Here is a 15,377-nt window from a genome sequence, read left to right as displayed (position 1 = left end):
TCAGCAGAGAAGCGAACTATACGCACCCCCCAGAAACCCGTCAACACCCTCCGCAATAATTTCTGCAACTTTCTGCCCGACGAGCGGTAAGTGCCTGATCTGTAATACACCCCGCGCCAAACTTTTTTAGCCCTCCCCCGCAAAACCCGACACCGCCTGCAAACACGCGGCACCGGAAACACCTAAAAAACCGGCAGCGCACGCTGGAAAAAGCCCCGCAGCGGTGAAAACCGGGCCGGAAAGCAGGGCAAAACAGGGTGGGGGTGAAAATTCGCTATATAAGTTTAGTGCCCTGTCTTTGCGCCTGCCGCTGCTCCCACTCCAGCAGGCGGCGTCTATAGAGCTGCAGTTCTTCGGCATAGAAGTCGAAGATGCAGGGTTCGCAACCACTGCCGCAACAGGCTTCCGGCTCGGGCGAGATGGGGGGCTCCGGTGGCGGGTCGTTTTCGGGCCAGTCCTTGGGTGCTGTACTCATGAGGTCGTGTTCACTAGTTCTATATCGCCGGCTGGCGCGGGTGCTTCTGCTAGAATCGCCGGCATGACTTATCAAGTTCTCGCCAGGAAATGGCGTCCTAAATCCTTTGCTACGCTAGTGGGCCAGGAACACGTGGTCAAGGCATTGAGCAACGCGCTGGAAAACCAGCGCCTGCATCATGCCTACCTGCTGACCGGCACCCGCGGCGTGGGCAAGACCACCATCGCCCGTATCCTGGCGAAGTCGCTGAACTGCGAAACCGGCATTACCGGTTCGCCCTGCGGCGTGTGCGATGCTTGCAAGCAGATCGACGCCGGCCGCTTTGTCGACCTGCTCGAGATCGATGCCGCCTCCAATACCGGCATCGACAACATTCGCGAGGTGCTGGACAACGCCCAGTACGCGCCAACCCAGGGCCGCTTCAAGGTCTACATCATCGATGAAGTGCATATGCTCTCCAAGAGCGCCTTCAATGCGATGCTGAAGACGCTGGAAGAACCCCCGGGGCATGTGAAGTTCATCCTGGCGACCACCGATCCGCAGAAAGTGCCGGTCACGGTGCTGTCGCGCTGTCTGCAGTTCTCGCTGCGGCAGATGTTGCCGCAGCAGGTAAGCGGCCATCTGCAGCATGTGCTCGATGCCGAGAACGTACCTTATGAGGCTGGCGCCCTGACCCTGCTGGGCCACGCCGCCGCCGGCAGTATGCGCGATGCGCTGTCGCTCTTGGACCAAGCCATCGCCTATGGCAGCGGCAAGGTCGAGGAAGCCGGCGTGCGTGCCATGCTGGGTGCCGTAGACCAGAGCTATCTCTATGAGCTCCTCGAGCGACTGGCCGAGCATGACGGCCCCGGCCTCATGGCCTGCGCCGAAGGCCTGGCCACCCGTGGCGTGGGCAGCGACGCCGCGCTGCAGGAGCTGGCCTCGGTGCTGCACCAGTTGGCGCTATTGCAGTCGGTACCGGCCGCCGTCCCCACCGACCACCCACAGTACGCCTCGCTACAGCGCCTGGTGCATCTGTTCAGTGCCGAAGACTTGCAGCTCTTCTACCAGATTGCCCTGCATGGCCGTCGCGATCTGGCGCTGGCGCCGGACGAGTTTGCCGGCCTGAGCATGGCCCTGCTGCGCATGTTGGCCTTTGCGCCAACCCGGCAGTCACTGCCCGGCCAAGCCGCGGCCCAACATCCGTCGGGGCAGGCCCGCACCGTACCGGTACAGCCAGCACCGGCTGCTGCACCTGCACCAAGTGCACCGGTACAGGCATCCGCACCGATCGCCGCGGCACCCGCTGCACGTGTGCCGGAGCCTGCACCCGTCGTGCAAGTCGCACCCGAGGCCGGCCCAGTCACGATGGAGCCCGCGCCGCCGCAGCAAGCCGTGCCGGAACTAACGCCCCCTACGCCGCAGTACGAAGCTGAAACCATGATCGAGGCCAGCAGCGACGATATGCCGCCCTGGTACCCGCCTGAAGACAGCATGCCGGCGGCCGAACCAGCAGCGCGGGAAAGCGCCGAACCCGCGGCCGCCGCGGCACCGGAGCGCTTTGACGGCGACTGGGCGGCCCTGGTCGGCCGGCTCAAACCCGGTGGCTTTGCCGGCATGTTGGCCGCGCACGCCGAGCTGCACAGCCATGAGGACATGCGCTTCAACCTGATCGTGCCGGATGCCCACCGGGTGGTGGCCGGCCCCGATTACCGCGACAAGCTGGTACAGACCCTGAGCCAGTACTTCGGCAAGCCTGTGCAGGTCAATATCACCGTAGGTGGCAGTAGCGATGCCACGCCTGCCGCCCAGCAGCAACGCGAGCGACAGGCACGGCTGGCAGAAGCGACCGAGGCGATCAACGGCGATCCCTTTGTGCAACGTCTGATTTCCGAGTTCGACGCCACCGTGGTGCCGGACTCCATCCAGGCCCGCACCGACGCGGCCTGATCCACTTCCCTATCCAATCTGCAGCAAGGAGTCACCATGTTCAATAAAGGCGGTCTGGGCAATCTGATGAAGCAGGCCCAGCAAATGCAGGACAATATGAAGAAGGCGCAGGAAGAGCTGGCCAATGTCGATGTCGAAGGCCAATCCGGCGCAGGCATGGTCAAGATCGTGATGAATTGCCACCACCTGGTACGCCGCATCACCATCGACCCGAGCGTGATCGATGGTGACGACAAGGAAATGCTGGAAGACCTGATCGCTGCAGCCTTCAACGACGCGCTGCGCAAAGCCGAACAGACCTCGCAGGAGAAGATGGCAGGCTTTACCGCCGGCCTGAATCTGCCGGCAGGCATGAAGCTGCCCTTCTAAGCATCATGGCTGGCGAGCGGTACCAGCTGCATTTCAGCTCCCTACTCGCCGCCAGCGCCACCGAGGTGGCAGAAAGACAGCTGACCGTAGCCGGGGTGAACTATGAACTCGGCCCCTGGTTGCGCATGCGTTTTCCTGTCAGCCAGTGGCAGCAATTACGACAGCTGCCCCGCCAGCAATGGCTGGGCCGCTGCTGGTTGCTACTTTTGGGTTGGCTGCCGGTCGACTATGACGAGCTTCGCTTCGAAGAAATCCAGACACATGGCTTTGTGGAGCAGTCCCGGCTGTTGAGCCAGCAAAGCTGGCGCCATGAACGTCGGATCGAGGCCCTTGCGGGTGGCTGCCGGCTGACCGATCGCGTTGGGTTCACGCCCCGTCGGGGTGTGCCGGGCTGGCTGAGCCGGCATATCATCCACGCCCTCTTCCTGTGGCGGCATAGACAGCTCAGGCTGCGTTACTCCTTACTTCCGCACGCATGAAAACCCCCTCCTCCCTGAACCACCTGGTCGATGCCCTGCGGGTACTACCGGGCGTAGGCCCGAAGTCGGCCCAACGCATGGCCTACCATCTGTTGCAGCGTGACCAGCCCGGCGCTGCCGCGCTGGCGCACGCCCTGGCCGATGCCTTGGCCAGGCTGCAGCACTGCCAGCGCTGCAACACCTTCACCGAGCAGGATCTATGCGAGTTATGCAGCGACCCCAGCCGTGATGCGCACCAGCTGTGCGTGGTGGAAATGCCGGCGGATCTATTGCGGATGGAGCAGACGCTGGCCTTCAAGGGCTACTACTTCGTGCTCATGGGCCGCCTCTCCCCACTCGATGGCATCGGGCCCAGTGACATTCACTTCGACAAGCTGCTGGCACGTGCCCAGGACGGCATCGTCGAGGAGGTCATCCTCTCCACCAACTTCACCGTGGAAGGCGAGGCAACCGCCCATTACCTGGCCGAACTCCTGCGTGCACAGGGACTCAAGGTCAGCCGCATCGCTCGAGGCCTGCCCTCGGGAGGCGAACTGGAACACGTGGATAGCAGCACCCTGGCACAGGCACTGATCGAGCGCCGCAGCCTGTAGTACCGCTCCGGATAGCGGCACGTACCATCGAGCAGCGTTTTCGGATATGCCAATACTCAGCCAAAAGCGTGCCAGTTGTTGAAGCCTGCGCGCCCTAACGGGTAAACTCGGCAACAATTTGTTGAACTATGCCGCCACTGAGCGCCCTCGATGACCGCCTCCGTCAAGCCGGCCCCCTCCCGCAGTAATCCGCTCTTCGAAATCAAGAGCGCCGCTCTCAACCTCATCGCCTTCGCGCCCAAAACCGCCAACCTCGCCGAACTGGAAGCAGCCCTGGAGCAGAAGCTGGGCGGTCGTGCCGATTTCTTTGGTGGTGACGCCGCCGTAGTAGACCTGACCGAATGGCCGGAAAGCGCCACCGCGCTTGATGTATCGGGCCTTTTGAGCCTGCTGCGCAAGGCCGGCCTGCAACCGGTAGCCGCCCGCAACGGCCTGCCGGGTGCTCGCGCCGCCGCCAGCAGTGCTGGACTCGTACTGCTGCCAGATGCGCCGCAGCGCGATGTGGTGGAAGAGAAGCCGGCCGAGAACAAGGCGATCCCCGCCCCCGTCACGCAGACCACCTTGATCGTGGACAAACCGGTGCGCAGCGGCCAGCAGGTCTATGCCCGTGGCGGCGATCTGATCGTGCTGGCACTGGTCAGCCACGGTGCCGAGGTGATCGCCGACGGCAACATCCATGTCTACGCCCCGTTGCGTGGCCGGGCACTGGCCGGTGCGCGAGGCAATACCGAAGCCCGCATCCTCACCCATTGCATGGAAGCCGAACTGCTGTCCGTGGCCGGGGTGTACCGGGCGCTGGACGAACCGCTGCCAGCCAGCATCAAGGGTCGCGCGGCCCAGGTGCGGCTGGATGGCAACAAGCTGGTCATCGAAGCGCTGACGCTGGACTGACAAACCGATTGATATAAAACCAGGAAAATACCGTGACCAAAATCGTCGTCGTGACCTCCGGCAAGGGGGGCGTAGGCAAGACCACCACCAGCGCGAGCTTCGCCTCGGGCCTTGCCTTGCGTGGCAATAAGGTGGCCGTGATCGACTTCGACGTCGGCCTGCGCAACCTCGACCTGATCATGGGCTGCGAGCGCCGCGTCGTGTACGACTTCGTCAACGTGATCCAGGGCGAGGCCAAGCTGTCCCAGGCGTTGATCAAGGACAAGCACTGCGACAATCTGTTCGTGCTGCCGGCCTCGCAGACCCGCGACAAGGAGGCCCTCACCCGCGAGGGCGTGGAGCGGGTGCTGAACGAGCTCTCGGCCGACGGCTTCGACTACATCATCTGTGATTCGCCGGCGGGTATCGAGACTGGCGCCCTCTTGGCGCTCTACTTTGCCGACGAGGCCCTGGTGGTCACCAACCCCGAGGTCTCCTCGGTGCGTGACTCGGACCGCATCCTCGGCATACTCGACGCCAAATCGAAGAAGGCCGAGCAGGGCCAGAGCATCAAGGCTCACCTTCTGATCACCCGTTATTCGCCCAAGCGCGTGGATGCCGGCGAGATGCTGTCGCTCGACGATATCAAGCATCTCCTGCGCATTCCGCTGATCGGCGTAATCCCGGAATCGGAGGCAGTGTTGCAGGCGTCCAACAGCGGCACCCCGGCCGTCCATCTGGAGGGCTCCGAAGTGGCGGAGGCCTACAAGGACGTGGTGTCCCGCTTCCTCGGCGAGGATCGCCCCCTGCGCTTTATCGAAGCACCCAAGCAAGGCTGGCTCAAACGCCTGTTCGGAGGCTAATCCATGTCCTTTCTCGACTATTTGCTCGGCAACAAGAAGAAATCCGCCTCGGTGGCACGTGAGCGGCTGCAGATCATCCTGGCCCACGAGCGGGCCGGGCGTGGCGGGCCGGACTATCTGCCGGCCCTGCAACAGGAGCTGATCGCGGTGATTTCCAAGTACGTCTCGGTGGGTCAGGACGACATCAAGGTGTCGCTGGAGCGCCAGGATGACTACGATGTGCTGGAAGTGAACATCGTGCTGCCGGAAGCGACCAAGCGCTGACCGCCATGAGCCGGGTTCCACCCGGCTTTTTGCTGCATAATCGGTGCCAAGCCCGCCACAGAGCAGGATGTAACGATCCACCACCATGAACGACACCACAGAAGCCATCGCCCAGCCTGAGCGCCCGGTACAGCTCGACAAGTTCATCAGCCAACGGGAAACCGAACGCTGGTGCAAGCGCTTGTCCGCCGACTACCCGGCTGCCGACTACTGGCTGTGCCAGGAGGCACGCGTACTACAGGGCTTTCAACGTGACCAACGCTATGCAGCGCGTTTCATCGGCGTGGACCTGGACCGTCGAGCCTTGGTCATCGAGGCCGATGGCCACCCCCTGACGCACTGGCTGGCAACCCCGGTAGGTGAGCTGGAACACCCCTTCCAGCGCTCCAGCGACCTGGTCCGCCTGATCCTGGCCAGCCTGCGCGCGCTGCAGCACCTGAGCCGCGCCGGCCTCGTGCACGGCGGTCTCAGGCCTGACACCATCGTGCTGCGCCAGAACGACAAGCAGGAGATCGATTTCGACAGTTTCAAGCTGATCGACTTCGGCGTGGCGCGCAGCAACCAGCAAAGAATCGAAAAGCCGCTGTTCATAGACCTGGCCAGCCCAGACGCTGCCTATCTCGCGCCGCAGATGCGCGAAGCCGTGCTGCGTGACTGGCAGACCTACGCCAAGCTCGTCGGCGAGCCGGGCAAAAGCAGCTGGTATGAACTATCTGACGCCGCCCGCCGCCAATACGACAGCGTGCTGATGCCGGACCTGGCGGTAAACAACCTGGACTGGCGTGTAGATCTCTACGCTCTGGGTCACTGGTTCAAACAGATCTCGCTGCATCGCATCGACTACTACAAGGATGCGCACCAGGAAAGTCTGCCGGCGCTGGTCAAGAAGATGCAGAAGTCGGTACTGCATGGCGGCTTCACCAGCCTTGAGGCTTGCATCAAGGCCTTTGAAGCGCTGGAGGTGGACAGCCGCAGCCTGGTCATCATCGAAGCGCCGCAGACCTCTGGCGTCTTTACCATGCAACCCAGCCCGGTGCTGCACCCGGTAGGCCATGTTCACGTGGCGCAGATGCCGCGGCTGGATGATGAATTCTCCCCCAGCCCCATCGGCCTGAGCCCCCGTCGCGATAGCAGGCCGGAAGCCACCGGCAATGGTCGCGGCCGGCTGGTCGGCATAGGCCTGGGCTTGATCGTGGTGGCCGCCGTCGGCGCCGCGCTGCTGAGCTCCAAGGAACAACACGCCAGCCCGACCCCACCGGCACCACCGCCGGAAGGCCCTGCCGTGGCGCAAGCGGCGGATGCCCCTGTTGCGGCCGAAACACCCGGAGCCCAAGCCCAGCCGGTGAGCTCCGAACCACCCGCACCACAGGCACCGGAAGCCCCTGCATTGGGAGGGCTGTCGCTACCCGATCTGCGCAAGGCCGCGGAGAGTGGCGACCCTGCCGCCCAAACCCAGCTGGGCCTGCGTTACCGCAAGGGCCAGGGGGTAGCGGCCGACAACCAGTTGGCGGTGGACTGGTACCGCAAGGCGGCCAACCAGAACCATGCCGAGGCACAAGCCTACCTGGGCTTTATGTATATGACCGGTCGTGGGGTAAAGAAGGACGACGCCGAGGCAGTGCGCTACTCGCGCTTGTCTGCCGAGCAAGGCAACAGCATAGGTCAGTACAACCTGGCCTTGCTCTATCTGGCTGGCCGTGGCGTACCACTGGACAATCTCGAGGCCTACCGCTGGCTGAAGAAGGCGGCTCAGCAGGACAAAGCCGCCGAAGCCCGCATGGCCGAAGTAAGGCGCCTGCTGACGCCGGCCCAGTTGAGCGCCGCAGAAGCATCTTGAGGCAGCGCTGCAGGCAAGCTGCCTGCAGCCGCCGCTGCCCCGATACTTTCGCAGAGCCCCCCTAGTCCCCCTGCACCAGCCAGCGAGCCCTCAGCACGGTCAACCTGATCTGGCCATCGCGCCGTTGCCGCTCGTAACCATCCCGATCACGCCGCAGCTTGTTGCGCTCATCGTCGCTCTGCGCCTTGCCAATCTGCTCGTTAAGCTTGTCGATCTGCCGGCCCCAGCTCTGTAGATCGCTCTCCAGGCCGGCGATATCGCGCTGAAGCTCGTATCGGGCCCTGCCCACCTCGTACTCACGCAGAAAGCCATCCTGCAGCTCCGGGGCGCAGACATTGTGGTAGCTCTGTCCGTCCCGTCCTACCCGGTAGCCATTGGCCGGCGTGCAATAGGCCAGTAGGCCGCGCTCGCGACCGCGCGAATATTCACCTGGGTTGGGTAGCACACCGATCTTCTGGCAAGCTTCGGCATAGTCGCTGAGCTTATCCTTCTGGCCGTCACGGCCATCCTTCTCCCCTACCCCGTACCAATCGCCGGTACGACACTCCGCTTCGCTCATGGCGGCACAGCCACCCAAGAGCACGCTGGCAATGCCCAATACCACCATCGTCTTCATTATTGTGTTCCCTGGTCTGCGGTGCACTCAGTCTAGGAAAACAAACTTGAATCCGCCCTGAATGAAAAAACCCGGCGGGAGCCGGGTTTGTCAGGGGGCGAGACCGAATCAACCGCGCTTGGCGGCAGCAATGCGCATACGCAGTGCATTGAGCTTGATAAAGCCCTCGGCATCCTTCTGGTTGTAGGCGCCGCCATCATCGTCAAAGGTGGCGATGGTCTGGTCGAACAGAGAATCCTTGGAGTCGCGGCTGACCACACTGACGCCACCCTTGTAGAGTTTGACCCGCACCCAGCCATTGACCCGTTCCTGGGTCTGGTCGATCAAGGCCTGGATGGCACGACGTTCCGGGCTCCACCAGTAGCCGTTGTAGATCACCTCGGCGTAGCGCGGCATCAGGTTGTCCTTGAGGTGTGCCACTTCACGGTCCAGGGTGATGGACTCAATGCCACGGTGGGCCTTCAGCAGGATGGTGCCACCGGGAGTTTCGTAGCAGCCGCGCGACTTCATACCCACGTAGCGGTTCTCGACCAGATCGAGGCGACCGATGCCATGCTTGCCGCCCAGCTCATTGAGCTTGGCGAGTAGCTCGTGCGGCTTGGCGCGATTGCCGTTGATGGCGACCAGATCCCCACGCTCGAACTCGAGGTCGACGTATTCAGGTGCATCCGGCGCAGCCTCGGGCGAGACGGTCCAGCGCCACATGCTTTCCTCAGCCTCGGCCTTGGGGTCTTCCAAGTGACGGCCTTCAAAGCTGATATGCAGCAGGTTGGCGTCCATGGAGTAGGGTGCACCACCAGCCTTGTGCTTCATTTCGATCGGAATACCGGCCTTTTCGGCGTAGGCCAGCAGCTTCTCGCGGCTCAAGAGGTCCCACTCGCGCCAGGGAGCGATCACCTTTACGCCCGGCTTGAGGGCGTAGTAGCCCAGCTCGAAACGGACCTGGTCGTTGCCCTTGCCGGTGGCGCCGTGGCTGACGGCATCGGCACCGGTCAGGTTGGCGATCTCGATCTGGCGCTTGGAGATCAGTGGCCGAGCGATCGAGGTACCAAGCAGGTATTCACCCTCATAGATGGTGTTGGCACGGAACATGGGAAAGACGAAGTCACGCACGAACTCTTCGCGCAGATCGTCGATATAGATGTTCTCGGGCTTGATGCCGAGCTTGATGGCCTTGGCGCGGGCCGGTTCCAGCTCTTCACCCTGGCCGATATCGGCGGTGAAGGTCACCACCTCGGTCTGGTAGGTATCCTGCAACCACTTGAGGATGACGGAGGTGTCGAGGCCACCGGAATAGGCGAGGACGACTTTCTTGATATCGGACATGGCACTTACCTGCAGGGGTTTAATTCAAAGAAGGAGAAACGGTCTTGGCGTAGAAGGCACCGCGAATATCGATGACCTCGAAGCAGAGCTGGCAGTCGCGCTCCGCGAGCGAGCGGGCGTAGTGGCGCGCCAGTACTGGCTGCAGTACCGCCAGCGCCCGCTGCTTGAAGGCATCGGTACGGCTGTCGATCAGGTGCAGCTTGAGGTGCACGAAGGCATGGCTGCTGGCACCGTCGCCCACCAACCAGTCACTCAAACGGATGGCACGGCTCTTGATGTCGGCCAATTTGATGCCTTCCAACCCGGTCAATGCGGTATGCAGTTCACTGAACAGCTGTTTGAAATCCGGCTGATCGGGCAGGTTGTCGGTGTATTCGAGTACGAGGTGAGGCATGGTGTGGACCGCTGTGCAAAGAGGCTTACATCTTATGCCGCCCAGCCCGCTTCCAAAAGCGGGGCCAGGCAGGCAGCCGCCACCGCCCGGATAGGCGGCGGCAAGCTGAGGCTCAGTTATTCACCTTACCCAGCAGCAGGTACTCCACCAGTGCCTTCTGGGTATGCATGCGGTTTTCGGCTTCATCCCAGACCACAGACTGCGGGCCATCCAGCACATCAGGGTCTACTTCCTCGCCACGGTGAGCCGGCAGGCAGTGCATGAACACCGCATCCTGGTCGGCCAGCTTCATCAGCTCGCTGGTGACCTTGTAACTGAGGAAGTCGACACGGCGCTGCAGGCTCTCACGTTCAAAGCCCATGGACACGCACACGTCGGTGGAAACGAGGTCGGCGCCCTCGGCTGCCTCGCGCGGGTCATGGGTATGCTCGAAGTGGTCGCGCCCGTATTCCAGGCCATCGAGCACCTTCATCTCATACCCCTTGGGGGTGGCAAGGCGCAGTTTGAAATTGAAGATGCGGGCGGCCTGCAGCCAAGTACGCGAGATATTGTTGGAGTCACCGATCCAGGCCACCGTCTTGCCCTCGATGCTGCCGCGGTGTTCGATATAGGTAAAGATATCGGCCAGCGTCTGGCAGGGGTGGTATTCGTTGGTCAGGCCATTGATGACCGGCGCATGCGAATAGTGGGCAAAGGTATCCACGATGGTCTGCTCGTAGGTGCGCAGCATCACGATATCGCACATGCGGCCGATCACCCGCGCCACGTCCTCGATAGGCTCACCACGACCGAGCTGGGTATCCTTGGACGCCAGGAACATGGCGTGGCCGCCCAGCTGGTTCATGCCCGCCTCGAAGGACACCCGGGTACGGGTGGAGCTCTTCTCGAAGATCATGGCCAGGGTCTTGCCCGCCAGCGGCTGGTAGAGCTCGCCTCGGCGCAGGCGTTCCTTCAGCACTCGGCTACGGACGAACAGATGCTCGTATTCGTCGCGGGTAAAGTCGGTGAACTGGAGGAAGTGCTTGACCGTCATGCTGGGGCCCTGTGCGTTGCGGAAAAGCTTTGAGCTTCTCCGAGCCGGCCGCGCTGGTCAAGCGGGATTTTCGCCTATGCGACGTGAAATTATGGAATATCGACATCACTGCGCATGCAGGATGCGGTTCCGGCCGCATGCCTTGGCACGGTAGAGCGCGCTGTCGGCGGCAGCCAGCAAGGTCTCGACATCGGCACCATGCTGCGGGTAGGCGGCAATGCCGGCGGAGAAGGTCAGTTGCTCAATACGCTGCCCCCCGCCCTCTACCACCAGGGTATGGAAGTGATCGAGCAGCTCGCGCAGCCTGACTTCCGCCTGGGCAAGGTCGATGTCCGGCAGCACCAGGCAGAATTCCTCACCGCCAAAGCGACAGGCAAAGTCGGAACCGCGGATATTGGCCGACAGCATGCGCGCCATCTCCACCAGCACCCGGTCACCCATGGGGTGGCCAAAACGGTCATTGACCGACTTGAAATGGTCCAGATCGATCAGCACCACGCAGATCGGATAATGCCGCCGTTCTGCCAGCCGCATCTCGCTGCACAGCTCTTCCTGCAGGTAACGGCGGTTGTAGAGCTCGGTCAGCGGGTCGCGGATGGCCTGCTCACGCAGCCGCGCCTGCAGCTGTTCCACCTCCGCCACCTTGGTCGCCAGCTGGCGGTTGAGCTTCTCCATCTCGGCGCGGGCGTTCTCGGCCTCGGCCTGCTTGAGCAGGGCAAAATCGCGCTCCCGCTCGGCCTCGGCCAGCTCACTCTGGATACGGGCTATCTGGGTGCGGGCGCGGGCAGCACTGCCCAGCGAGCGCTGGTAGAACTGCTGGTGTTGTTCCAGGCTGGCGTAAGCCTGCTGCCAAAGACCCAGCTCGGCATAGGTCAGCGACAGCTCGCGCATAACCTGTACCGGGTAGTAAGGGTCCTGGAACTTGCCCAGGTAGGACTCCGCCCGCTGGAAGGCCTGCAAGGCGGCGGAGGCAAGACCGCGACCGCGTGCGACCAGACCCTGCACCCAGTAGCTGTGGGTGATCACTCGCACTTCGCCAGCCGCCTCGGCCGCCTGCAGTGCTCGGGCCGCCATGGCATCGGCAGCGTCCCATTGCCCATTGGCGGCATAGGTGTGGGCCGCGATCGCCTGGAAGAAGGCCGCATCGGACTTGCTGACCAGCACCTCGCCCTCATTGGTCGTCGAAAGGTAGGGCAAGATGGTCTCGTAGGCCGCCTCATGCGCACCGATGGCCAACTGGCACAGCGCCAGATTGCTTGCTACCAGCGGTGCCTGCACCGCCAGGCGAGACTTGGCCACCATTTCGTCGGCTTCGACCAGAAAGCGAATGGCGTCCTCGTAGTTGCCCACGCCGTGCTGGATATCCCCCAGATTGGAGAGGATCAGCGCCAGATGGTCGGGCGATTCCAGCATGCGGGCGGCGCCCAGGGCCTTATAACAATGGCGCATGCCCTCGTCGAGCTGGCCGGCCTCCACACTGGAGATGCCCAGGGCGTTGTAGATGACGAAGGCATCGGCCGGATCGGCGGCATCGAGGTAGGTCACAAAGCCGATCAACTCGGCATAGGATGCCTCGGCATGCCCGTCGCGTGATTTGAGTACCGAGACGCCGAAGCAGGCCCGCATCAGGCCCCGTAGGTCCTGACCAGCTTCGAAGTAGCGCTTGAGGGCGTGGAACTCCTGCCGCGCCAGCTCCAGGTCACCGTGCCGCATCTCGTAGCAGGCCAGCGAAATACGCGCATAGGCCGCATTGGACTCGTCCCCCTGGGCGTCGGCCAATGCCTTCGCCTGCTCGGCCAGGGCGCGCGCACCGACCGGGTCACCATACTGGAGCAGCCACGCTCGGGCATTGAGCGCAGCCGCATCCATGGCGTCCATTTTCTGTTCTGCTAGAGGGACTTGTGCCGCCCGTGTCATGGGGCACAAGCATGCGCGAATCAGCCTGCCTCGTCCAGCGGACGCAGGCTGGCGGTATCGCTTTCGGTCAGCACCCGGATGCAGGGCAACCAGCCGTCGAACACCACTCCGTGCAGCTCCACCTGCTTCTGGCTGCGCAAGAGGTTCACCAGATAGCTGATGATCTCGGGGGTGATAACCTGCCCCGGCACCAGCACCGGTATGCCAGGTGGATAGGGCACGATCTGGTCGGCACTAATGCAACCCGCCAGTTTCTGGTTGACCTGGTCGGCCTCGTCCAGCAGCGGCGCAAGTTGTCCACCGCAGTAGAAGGCGTCACGCGGTAGATATTTGAGCCGCGTGAAGTGCGGAATGGCTGGCGTACGATAGAGTCGTCGGGGCGCCCGCGTCTCACGGCTGATGCGCATCAGGGCGTCGTACAGACGCGACACTTTGCTCTTGGTCGTGCCGATGGTCAGCAGCAGGGTGATGGTGTTGAAGGTCGATTTCTCGATCTGGATGTTGTAGCGCTCGAACAGAAGCTTCTGCAGTTCGTCCACCGTGTAGCCGCAGGCCGAGATATCGACCGTCACCTTGGTCGGGTCCAGCCGCACGCCGTCACCCTTCACCTCTTCAGGCAGCAGATCCTCCAGCTCCAGCACCCGGAACACGCCGGTCGAATTGATCATCTCCTTGAGCTCGGCCGCCAGCGCCAGGGTGCGGCTCAAGAGCTTGTAGCCTTCCATGCTCATCTGCCGGCGGGCCACGTCCAGGCTCGCGATCATGCTGTACTGCGGGCTGGTGGAGGTGTGCATATTGTAGTTCTCGCGGAACACATGCTCGTTGAAGTCCGCGTCGTTGACGTGAATCATCGAGGCCTGCGAGAAGGCACTCATCACCTTGTGGGTGGACTGGGTGGCAAAGTCGGCGCCACTCTCCAGCGCGGTGGGACGGAATTCCGGGTGGAAACGGCCATGGCCGTACCAGGCTTCGTCGATGATGACCTTGATGCCGTGTTTGTGCGCCGCCTCGATGATGGGCTTGAGGTCGTAGCGCAGGCCATCGTAGGTGCAGGAGGTCAGGATCATCGCTGCAGCGTCGGGATTGTCCTCGATGGTCTTGAAGATCACCGACTTGGGCACCGGCCCGAACAGGCCGTACTCCAGGTTGGTGCTCGAATCGAGGTAGACCGGCAGCGCGCCCGAGATCACCACGCCGTGGTGCACCGACTTGTGGCAGTTGCGGTCCAGCAGCAGCTTGTCGCCTGGGGCCAGCAGGGTCTGCAGGATCACCTTGTTGGCGGTGGAGGTGCCATTGGTGGCAAAGAAGGTACGACGGGCGCCAAAAGCCTTGGCTGCCAGTTGCTGGGCGTCCTCGATGATGCCGGTGGGGTGCAGCAGCGAATCGAGCATGGGCACCGAGACCGACAGGTCGCCCTTGAACATGTGCTCACCCATGAAATCGTAGAAATCCTCGGCCCAGGGGCTGCCGCGCAGGCTGTCGCCGGAGCTGTGGCCCGGGGTGTGCCAGGCATCCTTGGCCATGAAGACGTATTGCTTGAGCTTGTCGTAGAACGGGGTCTGCGCCCGTTCCTGCAATTGCGCATTGAGGATGCGGTACCAGCCCAGATAATCCGGATCGTCGCGGTAGAAATAGCCATCCACCGTCTCGCACAGCAGGGTGTTGACCACCTCGTCCTCATCCTGCTGGGCGATCAGCACATAGACGTCCACCTCAGGGCGCAGCTCATGGATGGCATGAACCAACTCCAGCGCCGACATCTGCAACTTCTTGCCGCGGCCCTTGCCCTTGGCGGCATCGCCTACCCGGTGCAATTGATCATCTACAATGACAGCTTGGATTTCGCCATCGTCACGGATGGCGGCAAGTGCCTCGCGTGCAGTCTCCACGCAGGCAAAGCTGACGCCAAGCGGGTTCTCTAATTGTCGCGCTGCAGCATTTAATCCTTTTACCAGCGCTTTGAGCACCTGCTGCTCGTCGTTTACCAGTAAAATACGGCTTATCGGTTTTGGCACAGTCTCTTCCTATTCTTTTCTTTGGTATCAGGATGGGGTGAGCATCCAAGCCCGCAAGAATAATCCAAGCCCAAGCGTACTGCGATGATTTGCAACCCTTACGAAGTCATCATCCAAGGCCTTACCCGCAGTGGCCGTGAATTCCGCCCGTCTGACTGGGCAGAACGACTGGCCGGTATTTTGTCGAGTTTCGGAACAGACCAGAAGCTGTCATACGCCCCGTATGTACGGCCCATGGTGATGGAAAATGTTCGCTGCGTCGCCATCGACAAGCAGCTCGAAAAGATCGACCCGCGTGTGTACAGCTTTTTGATGAGTTTTGCCAAAGACAACGACCTGCGCGTTGTCGACTGCCGCCAACTGCTCGAAGAGCACTATCCCAGCCAGTTCCTGGGCT

16 protein-coding genes are annotated in these 15,377 nt (G+C 62.4%); 9 read left to right on the top strand and 7 right to left on the bottom strand.

Annotated elements, in window-relative coordinates:
- Nucleotides 1-274: 274 nt before the first annotated feature.
- Nucleotides 275-475 carry an oxidoreductase-like domain-containing protein gene (locus tag VIM95_RS14235; RefSeq protein WP_331986791.1) on the bottom strand — a complete coding sequence of 67 codons (201 nt, stop codon included), beginning with the start codon at nucleotides 473-475 and terminating at the stop codon, nucleotides 275-277.
- Nucleotides 476-538: 63 nt separating this feature from the next.
- Here VIM95_RS14235 and dnaX point away from each other — a divergent pair, with 63 nt between their 5' ends.
- From dnaX to VIM95_RS14195, 8 genes are all read left to right on the top strand, one after another.
- Nucleotides 539-2,404 (top strand): DNA polymerase III subunit gamma/tau, encoded by a 1,866-nt coding sequence (gene dnaX, locus VIM95_RS14230; protein ID WP_331986790.1) that lies wholly within the window; start codon nucleotides 539-541, stop codon nucleotides 2,402-2,404.
- A gap of 36 nt (nucleotides 2,405-2,440) precedes the next feature.
- Entirely contained in the window at nucleotides 2,441-2,773 is a 333-nt protein-coding gene (locus VIM95_RS14225) for a YbaB/EbfC family nucleoid-associated protein (protein WP_331986788.1), read from the top strand.
- A 5-nt stretch (nucleotides 2,774-2,778) separates the two neighbouring features.
- Nucleotides 2,779-3,252: a hypothetical protein gene (locus tag VIM95_RS14220; RefSeq protein WP_331986784.1), complete on the top strand. Its 474-nt coding sequence runs from the start codon at nucleotides 2,779-2,781 to the stop codon at nucleotides 3,250-3,252.
- Nucleotides 3,249-3,845 carry a recombination mediator RecR gene (gene recR / locus VIM95_RS14215; RefSeq protein WP_331986781.1) on the top strand — a complete coding sequence of 199 codons (597 nt, stop codon included), beginning with the start codon at nucleotides 3,249-3,251 and terminating at the stop codon, nucleotides 3,843-3,845. The genes VIM95_RS14220 and recR overlap by 4 nt, the downstream gene beginning before the upstream one ends.
- A 150-nt stretch (nucleotides 3,846-3,995) precedes the next feature.
- Nucleotides 3,996-4,736: a septum site-determining protein MinC gene (gene minC, locus VIM95_RS14210; RefSeq protein ID WP_331986777.1), complete on the top strand. Its 741-nt coding sequence runs from the start codon at nucleotides 3,996-3,998 to the stop codon at nucleotides 4,734-4,736.
- Between the two features lie 32 nt (nucleotides 4,737-4,768).
- Nucleotides 4,769-5,578 (top strand): septum site-determining protein MinD, encoded by an 810-nt coding sequence (gene minD, locus VIM95_RS14205; protein ID WP_331986773.1) that lies wholly within the window; start codon nucleotides 4,769-4,771, stop codon nucleotides 5,576-5,578.
- Nucleotides 5,579-5,581: 3 nt separating this feature from the next.
- On the top strand, nucleotides 5,582-5,842 hold the full coding sequence (gene minE / locus VIM95_RS14200) for a cell division topological specificity factor MinE (RefSeq protein ID WP_331986770.1): 261 nt from the start codon (nucleotides 5,582-5,584) through the stop codon (nucleotides 5,840-5,842).
- Nucleotides 5,843-5,927: 85 nt separating this feature from the next.
- A complete protein-coding gene (locus VIM95_RS14195; RefSeq protein WP_331986766.1) occupies nucleotides 5,928-7,679 on the top strand; it encodes a hypothetical protein in 1,752 nt (583 codons plus the stop codon).
- Between the two features lie 61 nt (nucleotides 7,680-7,740).
- Here VIM95_RS14195 and VIM95_RS14190 read toward each other — a convergent pair whose 3' ends face one another.
- The 6 genes from VIM95_RS14190 to VIM95_RS14165 form a co-directional block, all read right to left on the bottom strand.
- On the bottom strand, nucleotides 7,741-8,295 hold the full coding sequence (locus VIM95_RS14190; protein ID WP_331986762.1) for a DUF2799 domain-containing protein: 555 nt from the start codon (nucleotides 8,293-8,295) through the stop codon (nucleotides 7,741-7,743).
- A 108-nt stretch (nucleotides 8,296-8,403) separates the two neighbouring features.
- On the bottom strand, nucleotides 8,404-9,621 hold the full coding sequence (locus VIM95_RS14185) for an argininosuccinate synthase (RefSeq protein WP_331986759.1): 1,218 nt from the start codon (nucleotides 9,619-9,621) through the stop codon (nucleotides 8,404-8,406).
- 19 nt (nucleotides 9,622-9,640) lie between these two features.
- Entirely contained in the window at nucleotides 9,641-10,015 is a 375-nt protein-coding gene (locus VIM95_RS14180; RefSeq protein WP_331986755.1) for a 5-carboxymethyl-2-hydroxymuconate Delta-isomerase, read from the bottom strand.
- 112 nt (nucleotides 10,016-10,127) lie between these two features.
- The gene (argF, locus tag VIM95_RS14175; RefSeq protein WP_331986752.1) at nucleotides 10,128-11,048 is read right to left on the bottom strand and encodes an ornithine carbamoyltransferase; all 921 of its coding nucleotides are present in this window, start codon (nucleotides 11,046-11,048) and stop codon (nucleotides 10,128-10,130) included.
- A 105-nt stretch (nucleotides 11,049-11,153) separates the two neighbouring features.
- A complete protein-coding gene (locus VIM95_RS14170) occupies nucleotides 11,154-12,926 on the bottom strand; it encodes a diguanylate cyclase (RefSeq protein WP_331986746.1) in 1,773 nt (590 codons plus the stop codon).
- Nucleotides 12,927-12,985: 59 nt separating this feature from the next.
- A complete protein-coding gene (locus VIM95_RS14165; RefSeq protein ID WP_331986742.1) occupies nucleotides 12,986-14,854 on the bottom strand; it encodes an aminotransferase class I/II-fold pyridoxal phosphate-dependent enzyme in 1,869 nt (622 codons plus the stop codon).
- Between the two features lie 210 nt (nucleotides 14,855-15,064).
- Between VIM95_RS14165 and VIM95_RS14160 the strand changes: the two genes are divergently transcribed.
- The coding region (locus tag VIM95_RS14160) for a DUF3579 domain-containing protein (RefSeq protein ID WP_331986740.1) at nucleotides 15,065-15,377 on the top strand (313 nt) is incomplete at its 3' end.

The organism is Chitinimonas sp., assembly GCF_036568685.1.
Lineage (GTDB): Bacteria > Pseudomonadota > Gammaproteobacteria > Burkholderiales > Chitinimonadaceae > Chitinimonas.
Note: the sequence above shows the minus strand (reverse complement) of the source record. Positions and strands in the feature narration are given on the sequence as shown.

Bases quoted from the DNA above. Each gene is read 5' to 3' on its own strand.
- VIM95_RS14235 (WP_331986791.1), bottom strand. From the start codon at position 475: ATGAGTACAGCACCCAAGGACTGGCCCGAAAACGACCCGCCACCGGAG.
- dnaX (WP_331986790.1), top strand. From the start codon at position 539: ATGACTTATCAAGTTCTCGCCAGGAAATGGCGTCCTAAATCCTTTGCT.
- VIM95_RS14225 (WP_331986788.1), top strand. From the start codon at position 2,441: ATGTTCAATAAAGGCGGTCTGGGCAATCTGATGAAGCAGGCCCAGCAA.
- VIM95_RS14220 (WP_331986784.1), top strand. From the start codon at position 2,779: ATGGCTGGCGAGCGGTACCAGCTGCATTTCAGCTCCCTACTCGCCGCC.
- recR (WP_331986781.1), top strand. From the start codon at position 3,249: ATGAAAACCCCCTCCTCCCTGAACCACCTGGTCGATGCCCTGCGGGTA.
- minC (WP_331986777.1), top strand. From the start codon at position 3,996: ATGACCGCCTCCGTCAAGCCGGCCCCCTCCCGCAGTAATCCGCTCTTC.
- minE (WP_331986770.1), top strand. From the start codon at position 5,582: ATGTCCTTTCTCGACTATTTGCTCGGCAACAAGAAGAAATCCGCCTCG.
- VIM95_RS14195 (WP_331986766.1), top strand. From the start codon at position 5,928: ATGAACGACACCACAGAAGCCATCGCCCAGCCTGAGCGCCCGGTACAG.
- VIM95_RS14190 (WP_331986762.1), bottom strand. From the start codon at position 8,295: ATGAAGACGATGGTGGTATTGGGCATTGCCAGCGTGCTCTTGGGTGGC.
- VIM95_RS14185 (WP_331986759.1), bottom strand. From the start codon at position 9,621: ATGTCCGATATCAAGAAAGTCGTCCTCGCCTATTCCGGTGGCCTCGAC.
- VIM95_RS14180 (WP_331986755.1), bottom strand. From the start codon at position 10,015: ATGCCTCACCTCGTACTCGAATACACCGACAACCTGCCCGATCAGCCG.
- argF (WP_331986752.1), bottom strand. From the start codon at position 11,048: ATGACGGTCAAGCACTTCCTCCAGTTCACCGACTTTACCCGCGACGAA.
- VIM95_RS14170 (WP_331986746.1), bottom strand. From the start codon at position 12,926: ATGGACGCCATGGATGCGGCTGCGCTCAATGCCCGAGCGTGGCTGCTC.